This is a genomic window from Bacillus sp. NP157 (genome assembly GCA_018889975.1).
GTDB lineage: Bacteria > Pseudomonadota > Gammaproteobacteria > Xanthomonadales > Rhodanobacteraceae > Luteibacter.
Map to the genome: position 1 here is coordinate 1,556,269 of CP076546.1, position 17,295 is coordinate 1,573,563.

17 protein-coding genes are annotated in these 17,295 nt (G+C 67.7%); 8 read left to right on the forward strand and 9 right to left on the reverse strand.

The annotated features are described in order from the left end of the window. Nucleotides 1-107 precede the first annotated feature (107 nt). Entirely contained in the window at nucleotides 108-470 is a 363-nt protein-coding gene (locus tag KPL74_06920; protein QWT21733.1) for a hypothetical protein, read from the forward strand. Here KPL74_06920 and KPL74_06925 read toward each other — a convergent pair. The 3 genes from KPL74_06925 to KPL74_06935 form a co-directional block, all read right to left on the reverse strand. After that, the gene (locus KPL74_06925; protein ID QWT21734.1) at nucleotides 467-1,297 is read right to left on the reverse strand and encodes an aldo/keto reductase; all 831 of its coding nucleotides are present in this window, start codon (nucleotides 1,295-1,297) and stop codon (nucleotides 467-469) included. The genes KPL74_06920 and KPL74_06925 overlap by 4 nt on opposite strands. Nucleotides 1,298-1,384: 87 nt before the next feature. Beyond that, nucleotides 1,385-2,641: a flavodoxin-dependent (E)-4-hydroxy-3-methylbut-2-enyl-diphosphate synthase gene (ispG, locus tag KPL74_06930; GenBank protein ID QWT21735.1), complete on the reverse strand. Its 1,257-nt coding sequence runs from the start codon at nucleotides 2,639-2,641 to the stop codon at nucleotides 1,385-1,387. Between the two features lie 83 nt (nucleotides 2,642-2,724). Further along, nucleotides 2,725-4,620, reverse strand: coding sequence for a hypothetical protein (locus tag KPL74_06935; GenBank protein ID QWT21736.1), 1,896 nt, complete (start codon nucleotides 4,618-4,620; stop codon nucleotides 2,725-2,727). A 38-nt stretch (nucleotides 4,621-4,658) separates the two neighbouring features. On the opposite strand from KPL74_06935, the gene KPL74_06940 reads away from it, so the two are divergent. Continuing rightward, complete coding sequence (locus KPL74_06940; protein QWT21737.1) at nucleotides 4,659-6,113, forward strand: hypothetical protein; 1,455 nt, start codon at nucleotides 4,659-4,661, stop codon at nucleotides 6,111-6,113. 83 nt (nucleotides 6,114-6,196) lie between these two features. Here the strand turns inward: KPL74_06940 and KPL74_06945 are convergent, their stop codons facing one another. The 3 genes from KPL74_06945 to KPL74_06955 are packed head-to-tail and all read right to left on the reverse strand — an operon-like array spanning nucleotide 6,197 to nucleotide 8,537. Continuing rightward, nucleotides 6,197-6,490, reverse strand: coding sequence for a hypothetical protein (locus KPL74_06945; GenBank protein QWT21738.1), 294 nt, complete (start codon nucleotides 6,488-6,490; stop codon nucleotides 6,197-6,199). Next, on the reverse strand, nucleotides 6,487-8,310 hold the full coding sequence (locus KPL74_06950; protein QWT22586.1) for a ferrous iron transporter B: 1,824 nt from the start codon (nucleotides 8,308-8,310) through the stop codon (nucleotides 6,487-6,489). The genes KPL74_06945 and KPL74_06950 overlap by 4 nt, the downstream gene beginning before the upstream one ends. Before the next feature lie 17 nt (nucleotides 8,311-8,327). After that, a complete protein-coding gene (locus KPL74_06955; protein ID QWT21739.1) occupies nucleotides 8,328-8,537 on the reverse strand; it encodes a FeoA domain-containing protein in 210 nt (69 codons plus the stop codon). A gap of 166 nt (nucleotides 8,538-8,703) precedes the next feature. Here KPL74_06955 and KPL74_06960 point away from each other — a divergent pair, with 166 nt between their 5' ends. Continuing rightward, nucleotides 8,704-9,489 carry an enoyl-CoA hydratase/isomerase family protein gene (locus KPL74_06960; protein ID QWT21740.1) on the forward strand — a complete coding sequence of 262 codons (786 nt, stop codon included), beginning with the start codon at nucleotides 8,704-8,706 and terminating at the stop codon, nucleotides 9,487-9,489. Beyond that, entirely contained in the window at nucleotides 9,477-10,862 is a 1,386-nt protein-coding gene (gene dacB / locus KPL74_06965) for a D-alanyl-D-alanine carboxypeptidase/D-alanyl-D-alanine-endopeptidase (GenBank protein QWT21741.1), read from the forward strand. The genes KPL74_06960 and dacB overlap by 13 nt, the downstream gene beginning before the upstream one ends. A gap of 65 nt (nucleotides 10,863-10,927) precedes the next feature. Here dacB and KPL74_06970 read toward each other — a convergent pair whose 3' ends face one another. Then, complete coding sequence (locus KPL74_06970; protein QWT21742.1) at nucleotides 10,928-11,407, reverse strand: glutathione peroxidase; 480 nt, start codon at nucleotides 11,405-11,407, stop codon at nucleotides 10,928-10,930. Between the two features lie 96 nt (nucleotides 11,408-11,503). Here KPL74_06970 and KPL74_06975 point away from each other — a divergent pair, with 96 nt between their 5' ends. The 3 genes from KPL74_06975 to KPL74_06985 all read left to right on the forward strand — a co-directional run bounded on the left by KPL74_06975 (nucleotide 11,504) and on the right by KPL74_06985 (nucleotide 14,817). Then, nucleotides 11,504-12,508 (forward strand): methionine ABC transporter ATP-binding protein, encoded by a 1,005-nt coding sequence (locus KPL74_06975; GenBank protein QWT21743.1) that lies wholly within the window; start codon nucleotides 11,504-11,506, stop codon nucleotides 12,506-12,508. A 5-nt stretch (nucleotides 12,509-12,513) separates the two neighbouring features. After that, the gene (locus tag KPL74_06980; protein ID QWT22587.1) at nucleotides 12,514-13,179 is read left to right on the forward strand and encodes an ABC transporter permease; all 666 of its coding nucleotides are present in this window, start codon (nucleotides 12,514-12,516) and stop codon (nucleotides 13,177-13,179) included. A gap of 828 nt (nucleotides 13,180-14,007) precedes the next feature. Then, a complete protein-coding gene (locus KPL74_06985) occupies nucleotides 14,008-14,817 on the forward strand; it encodes a MetQ/NlpA family ABC transporter substrate-binding protein (GenBank protein ID QWT21744.1) in 810 nt (269 codons plus the stop codon). Between the two features lie 21 nt (nucleotides 14,818-14,838). Here KPL74_06985 and pncB read toward each other — a convergent pair whose 3' ends face one another. Further along, nucleotides 14,839-16,017 carry a nicotinate phosphoribosyltransferase gene (pncB, locus tag KPL74_06990; GenBank protein QWT21745.1) on the reverse strand — a complete coding sequence of 393 codons (1,179 nt, stop codon included), beginning with the start codon at nucleotides 16,015-16,017 and terminating at the stop codon, nucleotides 14,839-14,841. Beyond that, the gene (locus KPL74_06995; protein ID QWT21746.1) at nucleotides 16,014-16,397 is read right to left on the reverse strand and encodes a thioredoxin family protein; all 384 of its coding nucleotides are present in this window, start codon (nucleotides 16,395-16,397) and stop codon (nucleotides 16,014-16,016) included. The genes pncB and KPL74_06995 overlap by 4 nt, the downstream gene beginning before the upstream one ends. Before the next feature lie 95 nt (nucleotides 16,398-16,492). Between KPL74_06995 and KPL74_07000 the strand changes: the two genes are divergently transcribed. Further along, nucleotides 16,493-17,293 carry a cytochrome c gene (locus tag KPL74_07000; GenBank protein ID QWT21747.1) on the forward strand — a complete coding sequence of 267 codons (801 nt, stop codon included), beginning with the start codon at nucleotides 16,493-16,495 and terminating at the stop codon, nucleotides 17,291-17,293. The last annotated feature ends 2 nt before the right edge of the window (nucleotides 17,294-17,295 follow it).

Sequence of the window (17,295 nt, forward strand, 5' to 3'; positions counted from 1 at the left end):
CTTGCGAACGCGCCGCAGCGGCGGCGCCATGCGAGCAAGCTAGCCCGGCCGATGTGAACGGCCTGCGTGCCTGCTAGGCTTTGCCCTTTCCATCCCGGAGACACCCGATGCTGCTTGCCGTCATGTTTGCCCTCGCCGGAACCGATGGCCTGGACGCGCGGATCCAGGCGGCCAAGGCGCTGGAAGCCAAAGCCGACGGCAAGGCCTACCAGGCGAAGCTATGGGACGGGATCGGCAACCCGGCGACGGATGCCCTGAAAAGCTGCATCGCGAGCAACGCGCCGGCCGACAAGCAGCCGTTCACGCTGGTCGCGACGGTGGATGCCAAGGGCCACCCGACCGATGTCGCGGTGCGTCCGGCGACGCCGGTGGCCAACTGCTTCGCCGGCCAGTTCGCCGTGTGGACGCTGCCGGTGCCACCGAAGGCACCGGCGCCCTATCCGATCGAAATCGATGTGTCGATGGATTAGTTGAGCTCGTCCGGATCCGGGCCCATCCGGTTGCCGCTGTCGAGCTTCGCGATGGCGGCCATCTCGTCCGGCGACAGTTCGAAGTCGAACACGTCGATGTTCTCCGCGATGCGCTCGGGCGTCACCGACTTCGGGATCACCATGTGGCCGAGCTGCACGTGCCAGCGCAGCACCACCTGGGCCGGCGACTTGCCGTGCTTCTTGCCCAGCGCGACCAGCGTGTCGTTCTTCAGCAGGTCACCGCCCTGGCCTAGCGGGCTCCAGGCTTCGGTGATCACCTTATGCTTGCGGTTCGCGGCGACGACATCGTCCTGCGCGAAGTCCGGATGCAGCTCGACCTGGTTTACCACAGGGGCGACGCCGGTTTCCCTGACGATCCGGTCGAGGTGGGCGGGCTGGAAGTTCGACACGCCGATCGAACGGATGCGGCCTTCGTCGCGCAGGCGGATGAACGCTTTCCAGGTGTCGACGTAACGATCCTTCTTCGGCGTCGGCCAGTGGATGAGGTACATGTCGACGTAATCGACGCCGAGCTTCTTCACGCTCGTGTCGAACGCACGCAGCGTCTCGTCGAAACCCTGCTCCGAGTTCCACAGCTTGGTAGTGAGGAAGATATCGCTGCGCGCGACGCCGGAGCCTTCGATGCCCTGGCGCACGCCTTCTTCGTTCTTGTAGATCGCCGCGGTGTCGAGCGAGCGATAACCCGCCTTCAGCGCGGTGTCGACGGCTTTGGCCGTCTCTGCGTTCGGGATCTGGAAGACACCGAAGCCGAGCTGCGGTGCCTTGTGACCATCGTTGAGGTCGAGAAGGGGAACGGTCTTGGACATGCCATGCTCCTGCTTTTCTTGGGGGACCACCCGATATCATCTCGGATGGCCCCGCATGCAGGGCGTGATGGCAGCCTGTGCAGCCGCTCAGTCGTGGCGCACGGTGTAGTGCGTATCCACGTAGTTATCGAGGATCGCGACGAACTCGTGGGCGATGTTGTCGCCGCGCAGGGTCATCGCTTTTTCACCATCGATGAACACCGGCGCGGACGGTGCCTCGCCGTTGCCCGGCAACGAAATACCGATGTTGGCGTGCTTGGATTCACCCGGCCCGTTGACCACGCAGCCCATCACGGCCAGGGTCAGGTTCTCCACGCCGTCGTACTTCACGCGCCATTCCGGCATGCGGTCACGGACGTGGGTCTGCACCGTCTTCGCCAGTTCCTGGAAGAACTCGCTGGTCGTGCGGCCGCAACCCGGGCATGCCGTGACCAGGGGCGTGAACGCACGCAGGCCCATGGTCTGCAGCAGTTCCTGGGCGACGATGACCTCGGCCGTGCGCGACTGGCCCGGCTCCGGGGTGAGCGAGATGCGGATCGTGTCGCCGATGCCTTCCTGCAGCAGCACGCCGAGCGCGGCGGCCGACGCGGTGATGCCCTTCGAACCCATGCCTGCTTCGGTCAGGCCCAGGTGCAGCGCGTAATCGCCACGACGGGCCAGATCGCGATAGACCGCGATCAGTTCCTGCACGCCGGAGACCTTGCAGGACAGGATGATCCGGTCGCGCGCCAGGCCGAGGTCTTCGGCGCGGGCGGCGGAATCCAGCGCCGAGCGGATCAGCGCCTCGCGGGCCACGTGGCCGGCATCCCAAGGGTTGGCCCGGCGGCCGTTTTCGTCCATCAGCGCGGCGACCATCGACTGGTCGAGCGAGCCCCAGTTGGCGCCGATGCGCACCGGCTTGTCGTAGCGAATCGCCATCTCGATGATCGAGGCGAACTGCGAGTCCTTTTTCTTGCCGAAGCCGACGTTGCCCGGGTTGATCCGGTACTTCGCCAGCGCCTCGGCACAGGCCAGCTCGCCTTCCAGCAGCTGGTGGCCGTTGTAGTGGAAGTCGCCGATCAGCGGCACCGACACGCCCATCATTTCCAGGCGCTCGCGGATCCGCGGCACGGCGGCGGCGGCGGCGGGCGTGTTCACGGTGATGCGGACCATTTCCGAACCCGCGCGGGCAAGCTCGGCGACCTGCTTCGCCGTGGAGACCGGGTCTTCGGTGTCCGTGTTGGTCATGGACTGCACCACGATGGGTGCGCCGCCACCGACCTGCACGCGGTCGACGTGGACCCCGGTGCTGGGGCGGCGGGCTTCAGCTTCCGCAGGGCGCGGACGGGCGAGATCGTCGGTCATAGCGGGGCATTTTAGCGCAAGCGGGTGACAGGCTGGGGAAGGCCGGGAATGACCGGGATGACGCGGAACGGCGCGGCCGCTGGCTAGGTGCGCCGGCGCAGCGCGGCCAGCACCAGCCGGCGCTCCAGCCATTCCGCCAAGGTCTTCACGGACGCCAGGCCCATGCGCGCCAGGGCCTCGTCTTCCCCGGCAACCGGCCGGCCCGGGGCCAGGGCGGCACGGACCAGCTCGCCCTTCGACGCGCCCTTCAGCCAGCCCAGGCCGGGCAGGAGCTGCTGCTCCACCTCGGTGAAGTCGCTGCCGAACGGGAACGGCTCGAGCAGGCCACGGCGACGCATCGGCGTCAGCGCCTTGGCCAGCCCTTCCGGGGTGTGCGCCCGCCACGCGGGTGGCACCTCGAAGCCGGGGCGCAGCTTCCCTGCCCGTTTCGCTTCGGCCACCAGCGCGTCGACGAAGCGCGCGTCCGCGATGCCCAGCATCGCTTCCACGCAGGCTTCGTCGGACAGGCCGCGCAGGTCGGCGACGCCGTATTCGGTGACGTACACATCGCGCAGGTGGCGCGGGATGGTCGCGTGGCCATAGTTGAAGCGGATGTTCGACCGGGTGGCCTTGCCACTGCCGCGCGTGGCCCGCAGCATCAGGATCGAGCGGCCGCCGGGGATTTCGTGCGCCATCGCCACGAAGTTGTACTGGCCACCGACGCCGCTGACCACGCGGCCATCGTCGAGGCCATCGGACACCGCCGCGCCGAACAGCGTCGCCATCATGCAGGTGTTGAAGAAGCGTGCGCCGCGACGCTGGAGCGCGGCGAGCGGCTGGTGATCGCCGTAAAGATGGTTCACGTTGGAGACGCGGCACATGTCGATCGCGTCGGGGTCGTCGCGCTCGGAGGCATGCATCCACGCATACAACTCGCGCGAGCCGAGCAGGAAGGCGCCGCGCAGGTAGTGGCCTCCGGCGGGGCCGACGGTGCCCCCGGCGGCCACCACGCGCTCCGTCGCGAGGTCTTCGTAGGCACGGCGCTTCAACACGCCAGCACGCTGTAGGTGCATGAAGCCGTCCATCACCATTTCACTGGCGCCGTAGAGGCCTTGTGCGAAAGGCTCGCCACCGCCCCAGCCTGGCACGTCGCCCGCGAGTGCGTCGATGCCTTCGTGCCACGCGTCGTTCTGTTCGTGGCGCAGCAACAGCGCACGGACCAGCGCATCGGATAGCGCGCCGATGCCGATCTGCAGCGTGCCGCCGTCGACGACCAGCGCGCTGGCGTGCATGCCGAGGGCGAATTCGTCCGGCGCGATGGGCGAGCGTGGCAGCGCGAACAGCGGTGCCGCGACTTCCGGCGCAACGACCAGGTCGAACAGGCCGTCGGGGGCTTCCGCGTTGCCGCTGACATACGGAATGTCAGGATGCACGACCGCCACGCAGAAGGGCTTCGGCTTGCCTGCGGCGGCCATCTGGTCGAGGAAGTCGAAGGTCAGGTCGGGATTGGACGAGAGGCTGATCCTGCCGTCGCGCGCGGCGACCAGTTGCACGAGCACGTTGATCTCGCGGCCGACGAGGTCGCGCGCCACGTGCGTGTAGTTCTGGCTGATGTAGTTACGCTGCGCCGACGCCGAATGCAGCAAGGCACCCGACTGCATGTAGAACTCGTGCACCTGCACGTTGGTCGGCAGCGTGCCGCTGGCCTGGGCTTTCGCATAGGCCAGGTCTTCGTAGGTCACGCCGAAGTGGCGTTCGATGAAGGGCGCGGCGAAGCGTGCGGCCAGGCCCTTGCCTGCGGGCGGACGGGTCAGCGACAAGGCGGTGAACAGCGTCAGCGAGCGGCCGGTGTCGTCCGCCACCGCGTCGTACAGCGCATTGAGCAGGCCATGCGGCTTGCCCAGGCCCAGCGGCGCGGCGACGCGCGGGTGGCCGCCGGTTCGCGCGAGGATCGCGGCGACGGCGGCAAGGGTGTCGTGGTCACGCGGAATCGATGCCATGCCAGCGATCATGCCAGAAGCCACTACACTCGCCTCCCATGAACGCACCTCACGGCAATGCCTTCACCACCCGCCAGTTCGCCGAGCAGGCCCTTAGCCGCAGCGCCGGGGCGCCCCTGATCGGTGGCAACGCCGTCGAGCTGCTGATCGACGCGCAGGCCCACTACGACGCATGGCTCAAGGCCATCGCCGGGGCCCGGCGGCATGTCTTCCTCGAAAACTACATCGTCCGCGACGACCGCATCGGCCACGCGTTCCGCGAGGCGCTGGTCGAACGCGCGCGCGCTGGCGTGTTCGTCGCCGTCATCGCCGACTGGGCTGGTTGCCTGGGCCAGTCGCGTTCCCGTTTCTGGAACGCGCTGCGCGAGGCCGGCGGCGAGGTGCGCATCTATAACCCGCCACGCCTGGGCAGCTCGTTTGGCTGGATCAGCCGCGACCACCGCAAGGTGTTGGTGGTGGATGGCGAGATCGGCTTCCTGTCGGGGGTCTGCATCAGCGAAAAGTGGCTGGGCGAACCGTCGCGCGACGTGCCGCCGTGGCGCGACACCGGCGTCATGATCCATGGGCCGGCGGTGGCCGAGATCGAACAGGCCTTCGCCGATAGCTGGCGCGACGCGGGCGTGCCGCTGCCGGACGACCCGCGGCTGGCGCCGATCGAAGGCCGGCCGAATGCGGGCGACGTGGGCCTGCGGGTGATCGCGACCCAGCCGAGCACGGCGGGGATGTACCGGCTCGACCAGATGGTCGCGGCGATGGCGACGAAGACGCTCTGGCTCACCGACGCGTATTTCGTCGGCGTGGCGCCCTACGTGCAGGCGCTGTCGGCGGCCGCGCGCGATGGCGTGGACGTGCGCCTGCTGGTGCCGGGCACCAGCGATATCCCGATGGTCGCGGGCATGTCGCGTTCGGGCTATCGGCCGCTGCTGAAAGCCGGCATCCGCGTGTTCGAGTGGAACGGCTCGATGCTGCATGCGAAGACCGCCGTGGCCGATGGCCGCTGGGCGCGCGTGGGTTCGTCGAACCTCAATATCGCCAGCTGGCTGAGCAATCGCGAGATCGACGTGGCAATCGAGGATGCAGGCTTTGCCGGCAAGCTGGCGGCGCAGTACGAGGCCGACCTGGAAAATGCAACCGAGATCCTGCTGCGCGGCCGGCGCCGTCGCTCCGGCAACGAGCGCCTGCGCAGCCGTTCGCCGCGCCCGCCAAGGCCGCGTCGCGCCGGCGGCAGTTCAAGCCGCGCGGCGGCCGGTGCGTTGCGCATTGCAAACACGGTCGGTGCCGCGATCACGCATCACCGCGTGCTGGGCGATACCGAGACCGGCCCCGTGCTTGCTGGCGCCGTGGCCGCCATCGTGCTCACCGCCGTCGCCATCCTCTGGCCCGCGGTGATCGCCTGGCCACTGGCACTGATCGGCGCGTGGTTCGCGGTCAACCTCAGCATCAACTGGTGGACGCTGCGCCAACGCCGCAAGAAAACCCCAGACCCCGTGTAGGAGCGCGCCTGCGCGCGATGGGGTGTCGCGTCATGGATGGATTTTTCGGTAACCCATTCGCGCGCAGGCGCGCTCCTACAGGGTCAGTGGCGGGTCTTGAAGGTCAGCGGCTGGGCCTCGCCCTGCGCCGCGGGCGCCGGGCCGCAGCTGTTGCACGAGCCGCAGCCATCGCCGCAGCTACCCGATGCCGAGGCCGGCTGCAGCTTGCGCCCGAGCGCACGCACGACGCCGGGCCGGCCGTCGTGGTTGAGGCCGGACGAAACGCTCGCCATCACTCGCGTCGATGTCTTCGGGAACAGCTTGCGGAACGCGACGTAGGCGCTGGCGATAACCACCAACGCGATGATCGTGCCCTGGATCAGTTCAAACGTGGTCACGTGAGTGCCCTCGCGATCTGGTAGGTGGCCAGCGACGCCAGGTAGGCCAGGCCGAACAGGTAGCCCGCCGACAGCGCCACGTTGCGCCAGGAATTGGTTTCGCGGCGGATCACCGCCAGCGTCGACATGCATTGCGGTGCAAATACGTACCACGCCAGCAACGACAGCGCGGTGGCCAGCGACCACTGGTGCGCGATGACCGGGCCGAGCTGCGAGGCGACGGCGTCGTCGCTGCCCGACATGGCATAGACGGTGCCCAGCGCGGCGACCGCGACTTCGCGCGCGGCGAGGCCCGGCACCAGCGCGATGCAGATCTGCCAGTTGAAGCCGATCGGTGCGAACACGTACTGCAGGCCGCGGCCGAGGATGCCGGCGAGGCTGTAGTCGATCGCAGGCTGGGTCGCTCCTTCCGGCGGCCCCGGGAAGCTGGACAGGAACCACAGCAACACGGTGAGCGCCGTGATGATGCCGCCGACGCGCTTGAGGAAGATCAGCGCGCGTTCCCACAGGCCCAGTGCGATGTCGCGCACGTGCGGCAGGCGGTAGGACGGCAGTTCCATGATCAGGGCATGTTCGCTGCGATCCTTGCGCAGGCGCTTCATCACGAAGGCCACGCCCAGCGCGCTGAAGATGCCGGCGAAATACAGGACGAACAGCACGATGCCCTGCAGGTTGAAGAAGCCCACCGAGCGGTTCGGGATGAACGCCGCGATCAACAACGTGTACACCGGCAGGCGCGCCGAGCAGGTCATCAGCGGTGCAACGAGGATGGTGGTCAGGCGATCGCGCGGATCGGCGATGCTGCGCGTGGCCATGATGCCGGGGATGGCGCAGGCGAAGCTGGACAGCAGCGGGATGAACGCGCGCCCCGTCAGGCCCACGCGGAACATCATCTTGTCGAGCAGGAAGGCAGCCCGCGGCAGGTAGCCGGATTCCTCGAGGACGAGGATGAACAGGAACAGGATCAGGATCTGCGGCAGGAACACCAGCACGGCGCCGAGGCCGGCGAACACGCCGTCGTTGAGCAGGCTGTGCAGCGCGCTGTCCGCGGGAAGGAAGCCGGTCACCCACGTACCCAGCGCGGCGATGCCGGCCTGGATCGCGTCCATGATCGGCTGCGCCCAGGAGAACACCGCCTGGAAGATCAGGAACATCAGCACGCCGAGGATGGCCAGGCCAAACACCGGATGCAGGGCCCAGCGGTCGATCGCATCGTCGACCGCCACCGTGTTGCGGGTCATCGTCACCGTCTCGGCGAGGATGGCGCGAACCTCCGCGTGCAACTGCTCGACGCTGGCCTGGTCGATCGCCGACGGCAGGATATCGGGCACTTCCGCATCGATCCGGTCGATCAGGGCCTTTGCCCCGCCACGCTGGACGGCGATGGTCTCGACCACCGGAACGCCGAGACGGCGCGACAGCGCGGCGACGTCGATCACCAGGCCACGCTTGCGCGCGGCATCCATCATGTTCAGCGCGAGCACGACCGGACGGCCAAGGCGGCGCACCTCGAGGACGAAACGCAGGTGCAGGCGCAGGTTGGTGGCATCGGCCACGCAGACGATCAGGTCGGGCTGGGCTTCACCAGGATAGCGGCCGTGGCACACGTCGCGGGTGATCGCCTCGTCCGGGCTGGTCGCGTCGAAGCTGTACGCGCCGGGCAGATCCAGCACCTGCAGGACACGCCCGGACGGACCGGTGAAGCGGCCTTCCTTGCGTTCCACGGTCACGCCGGCGTAGTTCGCCACTTTCTGGCGGCCGCCGGTGAGCTGGTTGAACAGCGCCGTCTTGCCGCAGTTCGGATTGCCGACCAGGGCGATCCGCAAGGTTGAAGCCGTCATGCTGCACCGTCCACGCTGACTTCCACGCGCGCCGCTTCGGTTTTGCGCAAGGCAAACCGCGTCGTGCCGATCTGGATCAAAAGGGGATCCCCGCCGAGCGGGCCCCGGGCGACCAGCCGCACCGGCTCACCCGAAACGAAGCCCAGGTCGCGCAGGCGCTGCGCAATCGGGTCGGCGGGATGGGCGTCGGAGACGGACTGGACCACGGCTTGGGCACCTTTCGGCGCGTCGGACAGGCGCACTGGGAATGAACTCAAATAAGAACTGTTTGCATTATAGGCGCACCGGACCGGTACTGCACGCCGTCCCATGCCCCTGCCAATCGAAGCTGGGACGCTTATCATTCAGTCTCTTGTCTTTCGGAGATCTTCCATGCCCGCCGTCGAACTCACCCGCCAGGGCGCCGTTGCTCGCCTCGTCATGAACCGGCCCGAGGTCCACAACGCCTTCGACGACGCGCTGATCGCGGACCTCACGGCGGCCATCGACGAGGTCGACGCCGACCCGACGGTGCGGGCGGTGGTGCTCACCGGGGAAGGCGCAAGTTTTTCCGCCGGGGCGGACCTAAACTGGATGCGTGGGATGGCCTCGGCCAGCGAGGCCAGCAACCGCGACGACTCGCTCCGGTTGGCCAGGCTGATGCGCCGGCTGCAGTTCCTGTCCAAGCCGACGGTCGCCCGGGTGAACGGTGCGGCCTTCGGTGGCGGCGTGGGGCTGGTGGCGTGCTGCGACATCGCGATCGCCGCCGATGGCGCGAAGTTCGCCCTGTCCGAGGTGAAGCTGGGACTGGTGCCGGCGGTAATCTCGCCCTACGTGATCGCGGCGATCGGCCTGCGCCAGGCACGCCGGTTGTTCGTCACCGGGGAAATCGTCGGCGCGGCCGCGGCGACGTCGATGGGGCTGCTCCATGAGCACGTCCCCGCCGAAGAACTCGACGCCGCCGTCGAGCGCGTCCTCGGCCTGCTGACCAAGGGCGGCCCAGTCGCCCAGCGCGAAGCCAAGCAACTGGCCCTGGCCATGGGCGGAATGACCGAAGGCGAGATGGAGCGCGTCGACGAACGGAACGCGGCGCTCATCGCCCGCCTGCGCGTTTCCGCGGAAGGCCAGGACGGCCTCTCCGCCTTCCTCGGAAAGAGCCTGCCCACGTGGCTCAGCTAACCAGGCGCGCCCCCAACTGGGCGTTGCTGCTCTTCCTCGTCTCCGGCACCACGTTCGCCGATACGCTCGCCCAGCGCATCGACGCGCACATCACCGCACCGCGTTTCGCCGCCGCCTCTTGGGGCATCGCCGTGGTCTCGCTCGACGACGGCCACGTCGCCTACGCACACGACGACGGCAAACTCATGCTCCCGGCATCGACTGGGAAGCTCTTCACCGCCGCATTCGCCCTGGACCAACTCGGCCCCGACTATCGAACGCATACCGATGTCCTCACCGCCGGCGACGTGCGTCGCGGGCGCCTGCGCGGCGCGCTCGTGCTACGTGGCCGTGGCGATCCAAGCTTGTCCGGCGATGCCTGGGCGGACACGCTGGCAGCGCAGGTCGCGGCCGCGGGCATCACCCGCGTCGATGACGGCGTGGTCGGCGACGACACCGCGTTCGCCGGGCCGCCGATCGGCAGCGGCTGGGAGGCCTCCGACCTGCAGGCTTACTACGGCGCCACCGCGAGCGGCCTGAGCGTCGACGAAAACACCCTGCTGGTCACGGTGAAGGACGACGCCGCCACGCTGTCACCCGCCGACGCGGCGACCGCGCTGGCCGAGCAACCGTCGACGGATCCCACTTTTTATCGCGCGCCGGGCACGGCCACCGTGCATGTGCTGGGCGCGAAGCCACGCAGCGCACGCCTGTCGCTGCCCGATCCCGCGCTCACCGCGGCGCGCCGGCTGCAGGCGGCGCTCGAGCGCCAGGGCATCTCCGTCAGGGCGGACGCCCGCAGCGTGCACTGGCCGATCGCCGCGCCCACCGGCCCGGTCGTCGCCACCCTGCCCTCGCCGACGCTGGCGGAGATCCTTTCGCCCGGCCTGAAGCGCTCGCAGAACATGTACCTGCAAAGCGTTTTCCTGCTCACGGGGCTGGAAGAGCCAGAGGCTTCCGCCGCGCTCACGGAAGACCGCGCAGCGCACGCGCTGGCCACCTGGCTCGCGGCGCGAGGCATCGGGCCGTCGGCGACCACGATGGAAGAAGGCACCGGGCTGTCGCGGCACGACCTGACCACCGCCGGCGCGCTGGCCCACCTGCTGGCGAGCGTCGATTCCCCGGCCTTCCGCGCGTTGCTGCCGCTGGCCGGCAGCGATGGCACGCTGGCGCGCCGCGTGCGCGGCACGCCAGCGGAGGGCAACGTACAAGCGAAAACCGGCAGCATGAGCTACGTCAACTCGCTGGCGGGGTACGTCACGACGAAGGCCGGGCAGAAGCTGGCCTTCGCGGTGATCCTCAACAACTACCGCCCGCTTCCGGGTGCACCGTCGGAGTCGGCCGACGTGGATGCCGTGGCGGTGATGCTTGCCGAGGTGGTGGAACGGTTGTGACGTATTGCGCGCCCCCTTAGGAGCGCGCCTGCGCGCGATTGCCCTATCTCGTCACCACACCCACGTTACAAAACCGCCGGCAAATCCTTCCCAATCTTCTCCGGCGTATCCGTAGGCGCATACCGCTCAACCACCTCGCCCTCGCGATTGACCAGGAACTTGGTGAAGTTCCATTTGATGCCTTCGGTGCCGAGGAAGCCCTTCTTCGTCGACTTCAACCACCGGTACAGCGGGTGGGCGTGGTCGCCGTTGACGTCGATCTTCGCGAACATCGGGAAGCTCACGTCGTAGGTCAGCGAACAGAAGTTGCGGATCTCGGCTTCGTCGCCGGGCTCCTGGTGGCCGAACTGGTCGCACGGGAAGCCGAGCACGTCGAAGCCCTGGGCGCCGTACTGGCGCTGGAGTTCTTCAAGGCCCTTGTACTGCGGGGTGAAGCCGCACTTGGAGGCCACGTTCACCACCAGCACCACCTTGCCCTTCCACTCGGCCAGCGAGCGCTCGTTGCCGTCGATATCGCGTGCGGAAAAATCATAGATGCCGGTCATGGTGCTCCTTCGGGGGCGGGCGGAAAGTGCCCAGTCTACGCCGCCCGGGGCCTTCGGCTACCATGGTCGCCTTTGTAGCCCGGACAGACACCGCCCGTGATCCGATTCGAAGCCGCCTCCAAGTCGTACCTCGTCGACGGAGCGCTCGTCCCTGCCCTGCAGCCCGTGGACCTCGTCATCGAACAGGGCGAAGTCTTCGGCATCATCGGCCATTCCGGTGCCGGCAAATCCACCCTGCTGCGGATGATCAACCTGCTCGAGCGGCCCACCGCGGGCAAGGTCCTGGTCGAAGGCCGCGACGTGACCCACGCCCAGGGTGCCGAGCTGCGCACGCTGCGCGCGGGCATCGGCATGATCTTCCAGCACTTCAACCTGCTCTCGTCGCGCACCGTGGCCGAGAACGTGGCCTTCCCGCTTCGCTTGCAGGGCAACCCCGGCGAAGCGGAGATCGCCGGCCGGGTCGACGAACTGCTGAAGCTGGTCGGCCTCGAGGCCCACGCAAGCAAGTATCCGGCCCAGCTCTCGGGCGGCCAGAAACAGCGCGTCGGCATCGCGCGCGCACTCGCGAGCAAGCCATCCATCCTGCTCTGCGACGAAGCGACCAGCGCGCTCGACCCACAGACCACCGCGTCGGTGCTGGAACTGCTCGCCGACATCAATCGCCGACTGGGCCTGACCATCGTGCTGATCACCCACGAGATGGACGTGATCCGTCGCGTCTGCGATCGCGTCGCCGTGCTCGATGCCGGCAACGTGGTGGAGATGGGCACGGTCGCCGACGTCTTCCTGCATCCGACGCATCCCACCACGCGCCGCTTCGTCGCCGAAGCCGACCACCGCGAAGGCCGCGGCCCCGAGTACGCCGGCGTGCCGGGCAAGCTGTTCCGCCTGTCGTTCCGCGGCGACGCCACCTATTCCCCGCTACTATCGCGCGTCGTGCGCGACACCGGCGTCGAGTACAACCTGCTTTCCGGCCGCGTGGACCGGATCAAGGACGTGCCCTACGGCCAGCTGACCCTGGCCATGCACGGCGAACGCCTCGACGAGGCGCTAGCGCAGATCCGCGCCGCGGGCGTGGATATCGAAGAGGTGGCCCGATGAGCCCGATGCAGACCCTGTTCCCCAACATCGACTGGGCCGAAATCGGCCAGGCCTGCATCGACACGCTGTTGATGCTCGGTGGCTCGCTGCTTTTCACCCTGGTGCTTGGCCTGCCGCTCGGCATCTGGCTGTTCCTCACCGCACGCGGCCAGCTGCATGCGAAACCGAAGCTCTACGGCATCCTTTCGCTGCTCGTGAACGTGTTGCGCTCGGTGCCCTTCATCATCCTGATGATCCTGTTGATCCCGCTGACCAAGGCGATCACTGGCGTGAGCATCGGCATCCGCGGCGCGATCGTGCCGCTGGTGATCGGCGCCGCCCCGTTCTTCGCCCGTCTGGTCGAGACGGCGTTGCGCGAGGTCGACCGCGGCGTGATCGAAGCCAGCCAGGCGATGGGTGCGACGACGAAGCAGATCGTGACGCGCGTGCTGTTGCCCGAGGCGCGTCCGGGCCTGGTAGCCGCGACGACGGTGACGGCGGTCGCGCTGGTGGGTTACACGGCCATGGGCGGCATCGTGGGCGCAGGCGGCCTCGGCGCGCTGGCCTACCAGTACGGCTACAACGGCTATAAGCCCGACTACATGCTGGTCACGGTCGCGCTGCTGGTAGTTCTCGTCCAGTTGCTGCAGATGCTGGGCGACTGGCTCGTAGTCCGCTACACCCGCAAATAGCCCCACGCCTGCGCGCGATTGGACGTGCCTGTGTATCCGACCTCCGCGCGGCGCGCGGGCGTGGTCGCAGAAGAGCCCTCGGTGCCTACCCTCGCTGCTCAGACAGGTCCTCCGCGCTCGATAAGGTTGGCCGCAGCCGCGGCCCATGTACTTATTGGCCTACGGCCGCTCGCTTGTGCGGAACTCGCCTCGAGGGTAGGCACCGAGGGCTCTCTTCATCCTTGCCGCGAGCTGGGTTGGACAGCACGGCAATGGCACCCCTGGCGCCACGCTGGCTCTTGTAGGAGCGCGCCCGCGCGCGAACCCTCAGCCTGGCTTCGGGCGAATGAGGCCTGCACTGATGCAGGCCAGCGGTTCACCCGACGTCACCGTTGTTCGTGCGTCATGGAAGCGAGGAAGCCTGTGCACGTCTTCGAAGTAATTTGAAGGCATTCGGTGAGGACGATGCCTCATGTTCCTCCATCCCCGCGCTGTTGGCTGTTCGCGCGCAGGCGCGCTCCTACAAGAGCCTACGTAGCGGCGTTGTAGGAGCGCGCCTGCGCGCGAATGGAAAGCATGGCGGCGAAGCCGCGGCATCTCCCGCACAAGCGAGCGCCCGTAGGGCAATCAAATACATGGGCCGCGGCTGCGGCCAACCCTGTCGAGCGCGGAGGACCTGTCTGAGCAGCGAGGGTAGGCACCGAGGGCTCTTCTGCGACCACGCCCGCGCGCCGCGCGGAGGTCGGATACACAGGCACGGTCAATCGCGCGCAGGCGCGCTCCTACTGGCGTCTGGCGGTATGGACGTCTATGCTGTCGCACCGCAACATCGACGCCTGGACGCCCGCCATGAAGAAAATCCTGCTACCCCTCGCCGCCGCCCTCGCCGTGCTGGTGGCAGGCTGTTCCCAGGGTGCCGATGGCGGCCAGGGCGATGCGTCCAGGCCGCTCACCATCGCCGCGACGCCCGTGCCGCACGCTGAAATCCTCAAGGAAATCAAGCAACTGCTCGCCAAACAGGGCGTCGAGATCGAGATCAAGGTCTTCACCGACTACGTGCAGCCCAACCTGCAGGTGGCCCAGAAGCAGCTGGACGTGAACTTCTTCGAGACCGAGCCCTACCTCGACGCCTTCAACCGCGAGCGCGGTACCGACCTGGTCAAGGTCGTCGGCGTGCACATCGAACCGTTCGGCGCCTACTCGCGCAAGTTCAAGTCGATCGACCAGCTGCCGGACGGCGCCAATGTCGTCATCCCGAACGATCCGAGCAACAACAGCCGCGCGCTGCTGCTACTGGCCAAGCACAACCTGATCACCCTGAAGAACCCGGGCGACAAGCTGGCCACGCTCAAGGACGTCGACCAGAACCCGAAGCACCTGAAGTTCCGCGAGCTCGAGGCGGCCATGCTGCCGCGTGTGCTCGACGAGGTCGACCTTGCCCTGATCAACACCAACTACGCACTCGCCGCCGGCCTCAACCCGGTCAAGGATGCGCTGCTGATCGAGGACAAGGATTCGCCGTACGTGAACTTCCTGGTCTCGCGGCCGGATAACAAGGACGACCCGCGGGTGAAGAAGCTTGCGGCTGCGCTGACCTCGCCGGAGGTGAAGGCCTTCATCGAGAAGACCTACAACGGCGCGGTGCTGCCCGCGTTCTGATGCCCCACCCGCCCCTGTCGATCACGCCGGCGGAAGATCGAACACGCGGCGCAGATAGCTGAGGTACTCGGGGTCGTCGCACATGCTCTTGCCCGGCGAATCCGAGAGCTTCGCCACTGGCTGGCCGTTGCAGCGGGTCATCTTGATCACGATGTTGATCGGTGCCGGCCCGGTGTCGTTGGTGAGGTTGGTGCCGACGCCGAACGAAAGCAGGCAGCGCCCTTCGAAGTGACGGTAGAGTTCCATCACGCGCGGGATGTCCAGGCTGTCGCTGAATACCAGGGTCTTCGTGCGCGGATCGACGCGGTTCTTCGCGTAGTGCGCGAGCACGCGGTCGCCCCAGGCGAACGGGTCGCCCGAGTCGTGGCGGGCACCGTCGAAGAGCTTGCAGAAGTACATGTCGAAGTCGCGCAGGAACGCGTCGATCCCGTAAACATCCGACAGCGCGATGCCCAGGTCGCCACGGTACTCGCGCGCCCACGCTTCCAGTGCGGCGACCTGCGAGTCGCGCAGGCGCGGCCCGAGCGACTGGAACGCCTGCAGGTATTCATGCGCCATGCTGCCGATCGGTGTCATGCCCTGGCGCTGGGCGAACAACACATTGCTGGTACCGGCGAGCTGCGCGCCCCACTCGCTGCGCATGATGCCAAGGGCTTCTTCGTGCCAGGCGGCCGAGAAGCGCCGGCGCGTGCCGTAGTCGGCGATGCGCACCTTGTCGAAGCCCGGCGTGTCGCGCATCAGCGCGATCTTCGCGTGTAGCCGCTCGCGCGCCTCGCCCAGGTCGTGCCCGGGAAACGCGTGGCGAAAATACAGCTCGTTGATGATCGCCAGCAGCGGCACCTCGAACATGATCGTGTGCAGCCACGGGCCACGGATCACGAGGTCGATCTCGCCGTTGCCGTTGGCCGACGGCGCGATGCTCACGTACTTGGCGTTGAGCTGGAACAGGCCGAGGAAGTCGACGAAGTCGCTGTCGATGAAGCGCATGCCACGCAGGTAGGCCAGCTCCGCCTCGCTGAAACGCAGCGTGCACAGCGCAGCCAGCTCGCGCTCGATCTCCGGGATGATCGGAACCAGGTCCACGCCGGGCGTGCGGCAGCGGAAGCGATACTCCACCTCGGCCGCGGGGTACTGATGCAACACCACCTGCATCATCGTGAACTTGTAGAGATCGGTATCCAGCAGCGAGGCGATGATCATGCCGAGGCCCCGGTCAGTGCGATCTGCTTCGCGACCGCTTCGACGAACCGGTCCGTGCCCGGCCAGGGCGTGATCTTGCCGAGCTTCCTGCCCTTGTGGAACAGGAAGAACGCCGGGATGCCGTGCAGGCCGAAGCGCGTGGCCATGCCCGGATCGTTGTACACGTTGTCGTTGAGCCAGCGCACTTCCGGCCACTGGAAACGCTCGGGCGTGAGCAGGATCTGCCGCTTGGCGATATCGCAGTTGGGGCAGTCGCGGCCCCACAGGAACAGGATTGCTATCCGGTTGTCGTCGGCTGCGAGGTCGGCATCGAGTTCGGCGTTGGCCACCATGGGCATGGGGAAGCGCTGGAAGAACTCGGGAACGGTGGTGTCGGCCATGCGAAATCCGTGATCGTGTCGAACCCCCGGCATGGGGGCGACGGGGCCATAATTCGAGGGTACTGCGATCGAACGCCTCACCCAAGGATGCCACCGTGCGCCATCTCCTCGCCTTCCTGCTCCTGGCCACCGCCAGCCTTGCCCAGGCCGCCAACCTGTCCGTGGACGCAGGCCACGGTGCCAGCGTACTGACCACGCGGCAGCTGCTCGCCCGGCCGGACGTGCGCACCATCGAGGTGCCTGCCGACGTCTCGTACAAGCGCGCGATGCGCTATCGCGCGGTGCCGCTGAAGGCCCTGCTCGACAGCGTCGCCGCCACGGCCCACCTCCAGTTCACCGCGCTGGATGGCTTCAGCGCCGAGATCCCGGCCGCGCTGGTGGTCGACGGCCACGGCGCCGAGGCATGGCTGGCCATCGAAGACAGCCCCTGGCCGGCGCTGGGCGACGGCAAGCCATCCGCGGGACCGTTCTACCTGGTCTGGTTGCATCCGGAGGCCGGCAAGGTCGGCCCGGAGCAATGGCCGTACCAGGTCGCGTCGATCCGCGTCCTCGCCGATCCCGCCAGCCGATTCCCGTTGATGCGCCCTGCCGCGGCCCTCCCCGCGGATAGCCCGGTCAACCGCGGCTTCGTGGTCTTCCAGCGCAACTGCATCTCGTGCCACACGCTCAACGGCCAGGGCGACGCGAAGCTGGGCCCTGACCTGAACATCCCGCACAGCCCCACCGAATACCTGCGCGAAGGCATGCTGCGGACCCTGGTCCGCAATCCGCAGGATCTTCGCCACTGGCCGCAGGCGAAGATGCCCGGCTTCAACGCCTCGGTGATCTCCGACGGCGACCTCGACGATCTCGAGGCCTACCTCAAGCACATGGCCGGGCGGAAGGCGAAACCCTGAGA

Bases quoted from the DNA above. Each gene is read 5' to 3' on its own strand.
- KPL74_06940 (QWT21737.1), top strand. From the start codon at position 4,659: ATGAACGCACCTCACGGCAATGCCTTCACCACCCGCCAGTTCGCCGAG.
- pncB (QWT21745.1), bottom strand. From the start codon at position 16,017: ATGATCATCGCCTCGCTGCTGGATACCGATCTCTACAAGTTCACGATG.
- KPL74_06920 (QWT21733.1), top strand. From the start codon at position 108: ATGCTGCTTGCCGTCATGTTTGCCCTCGCCGGAACCGATGGCCTGGAC.
- KPL74_06935 (QWT21736.1), bottom strand. From the start codon at position 4,620: ATGGCATCGATTCCGCGTGACCACGACACCCTTGCCGCCGTCGCCGCG.
- KPL74_06925 (QWT21734.1), bottom strand. From the start codon at position 1,297: ATGTCCAAGACCGTTCCCCTTCTCGACCTCAACGATGGTCACAAGGCA.
- ispG (QWT21735.1), bottom strand. From the start codon at position 2,641: ATGACCGACGATCTCGCCCGTCCGCGCCCTGCGGAAGCTGAAGCCCGC.
- KPL74_06985 (QWT21744.1), top strand. From the start codon at position 14,008: ATGAAGAAAATCCTGCTACCCCTCGCCGCCGCCCTCGCCGTGCTGGTG.
- KPL74_06970 (QWT21742.1), bottom strand. From the start codon at position 11,407: ATGACCGGCATCTATGATTTTTCCGCACGCGATATCGACGGCAACGAG.
- KPL74_06960 (QWT21740.1), top strand. From the start codon at position 8,704: ATGCCCGCCGTCGAACTCACCCGCCAGGGCGCCGTTGCTCGCCTCGTC.
- KPL74_06995 (QWT21746.1), bottom strand. From the start codon at position 16,397: ATGGCCGACACCACCGTTCCCGAGTTCTTCCAGCGCTTCCCCATGCCC.
- KPL74_06980 (QWT22587.1), top strand. From the start codon at position 12,514: ATGCAGACCCTGTTCCCCAACATCGACTGGGCCGAAATCGGCCAGGCC.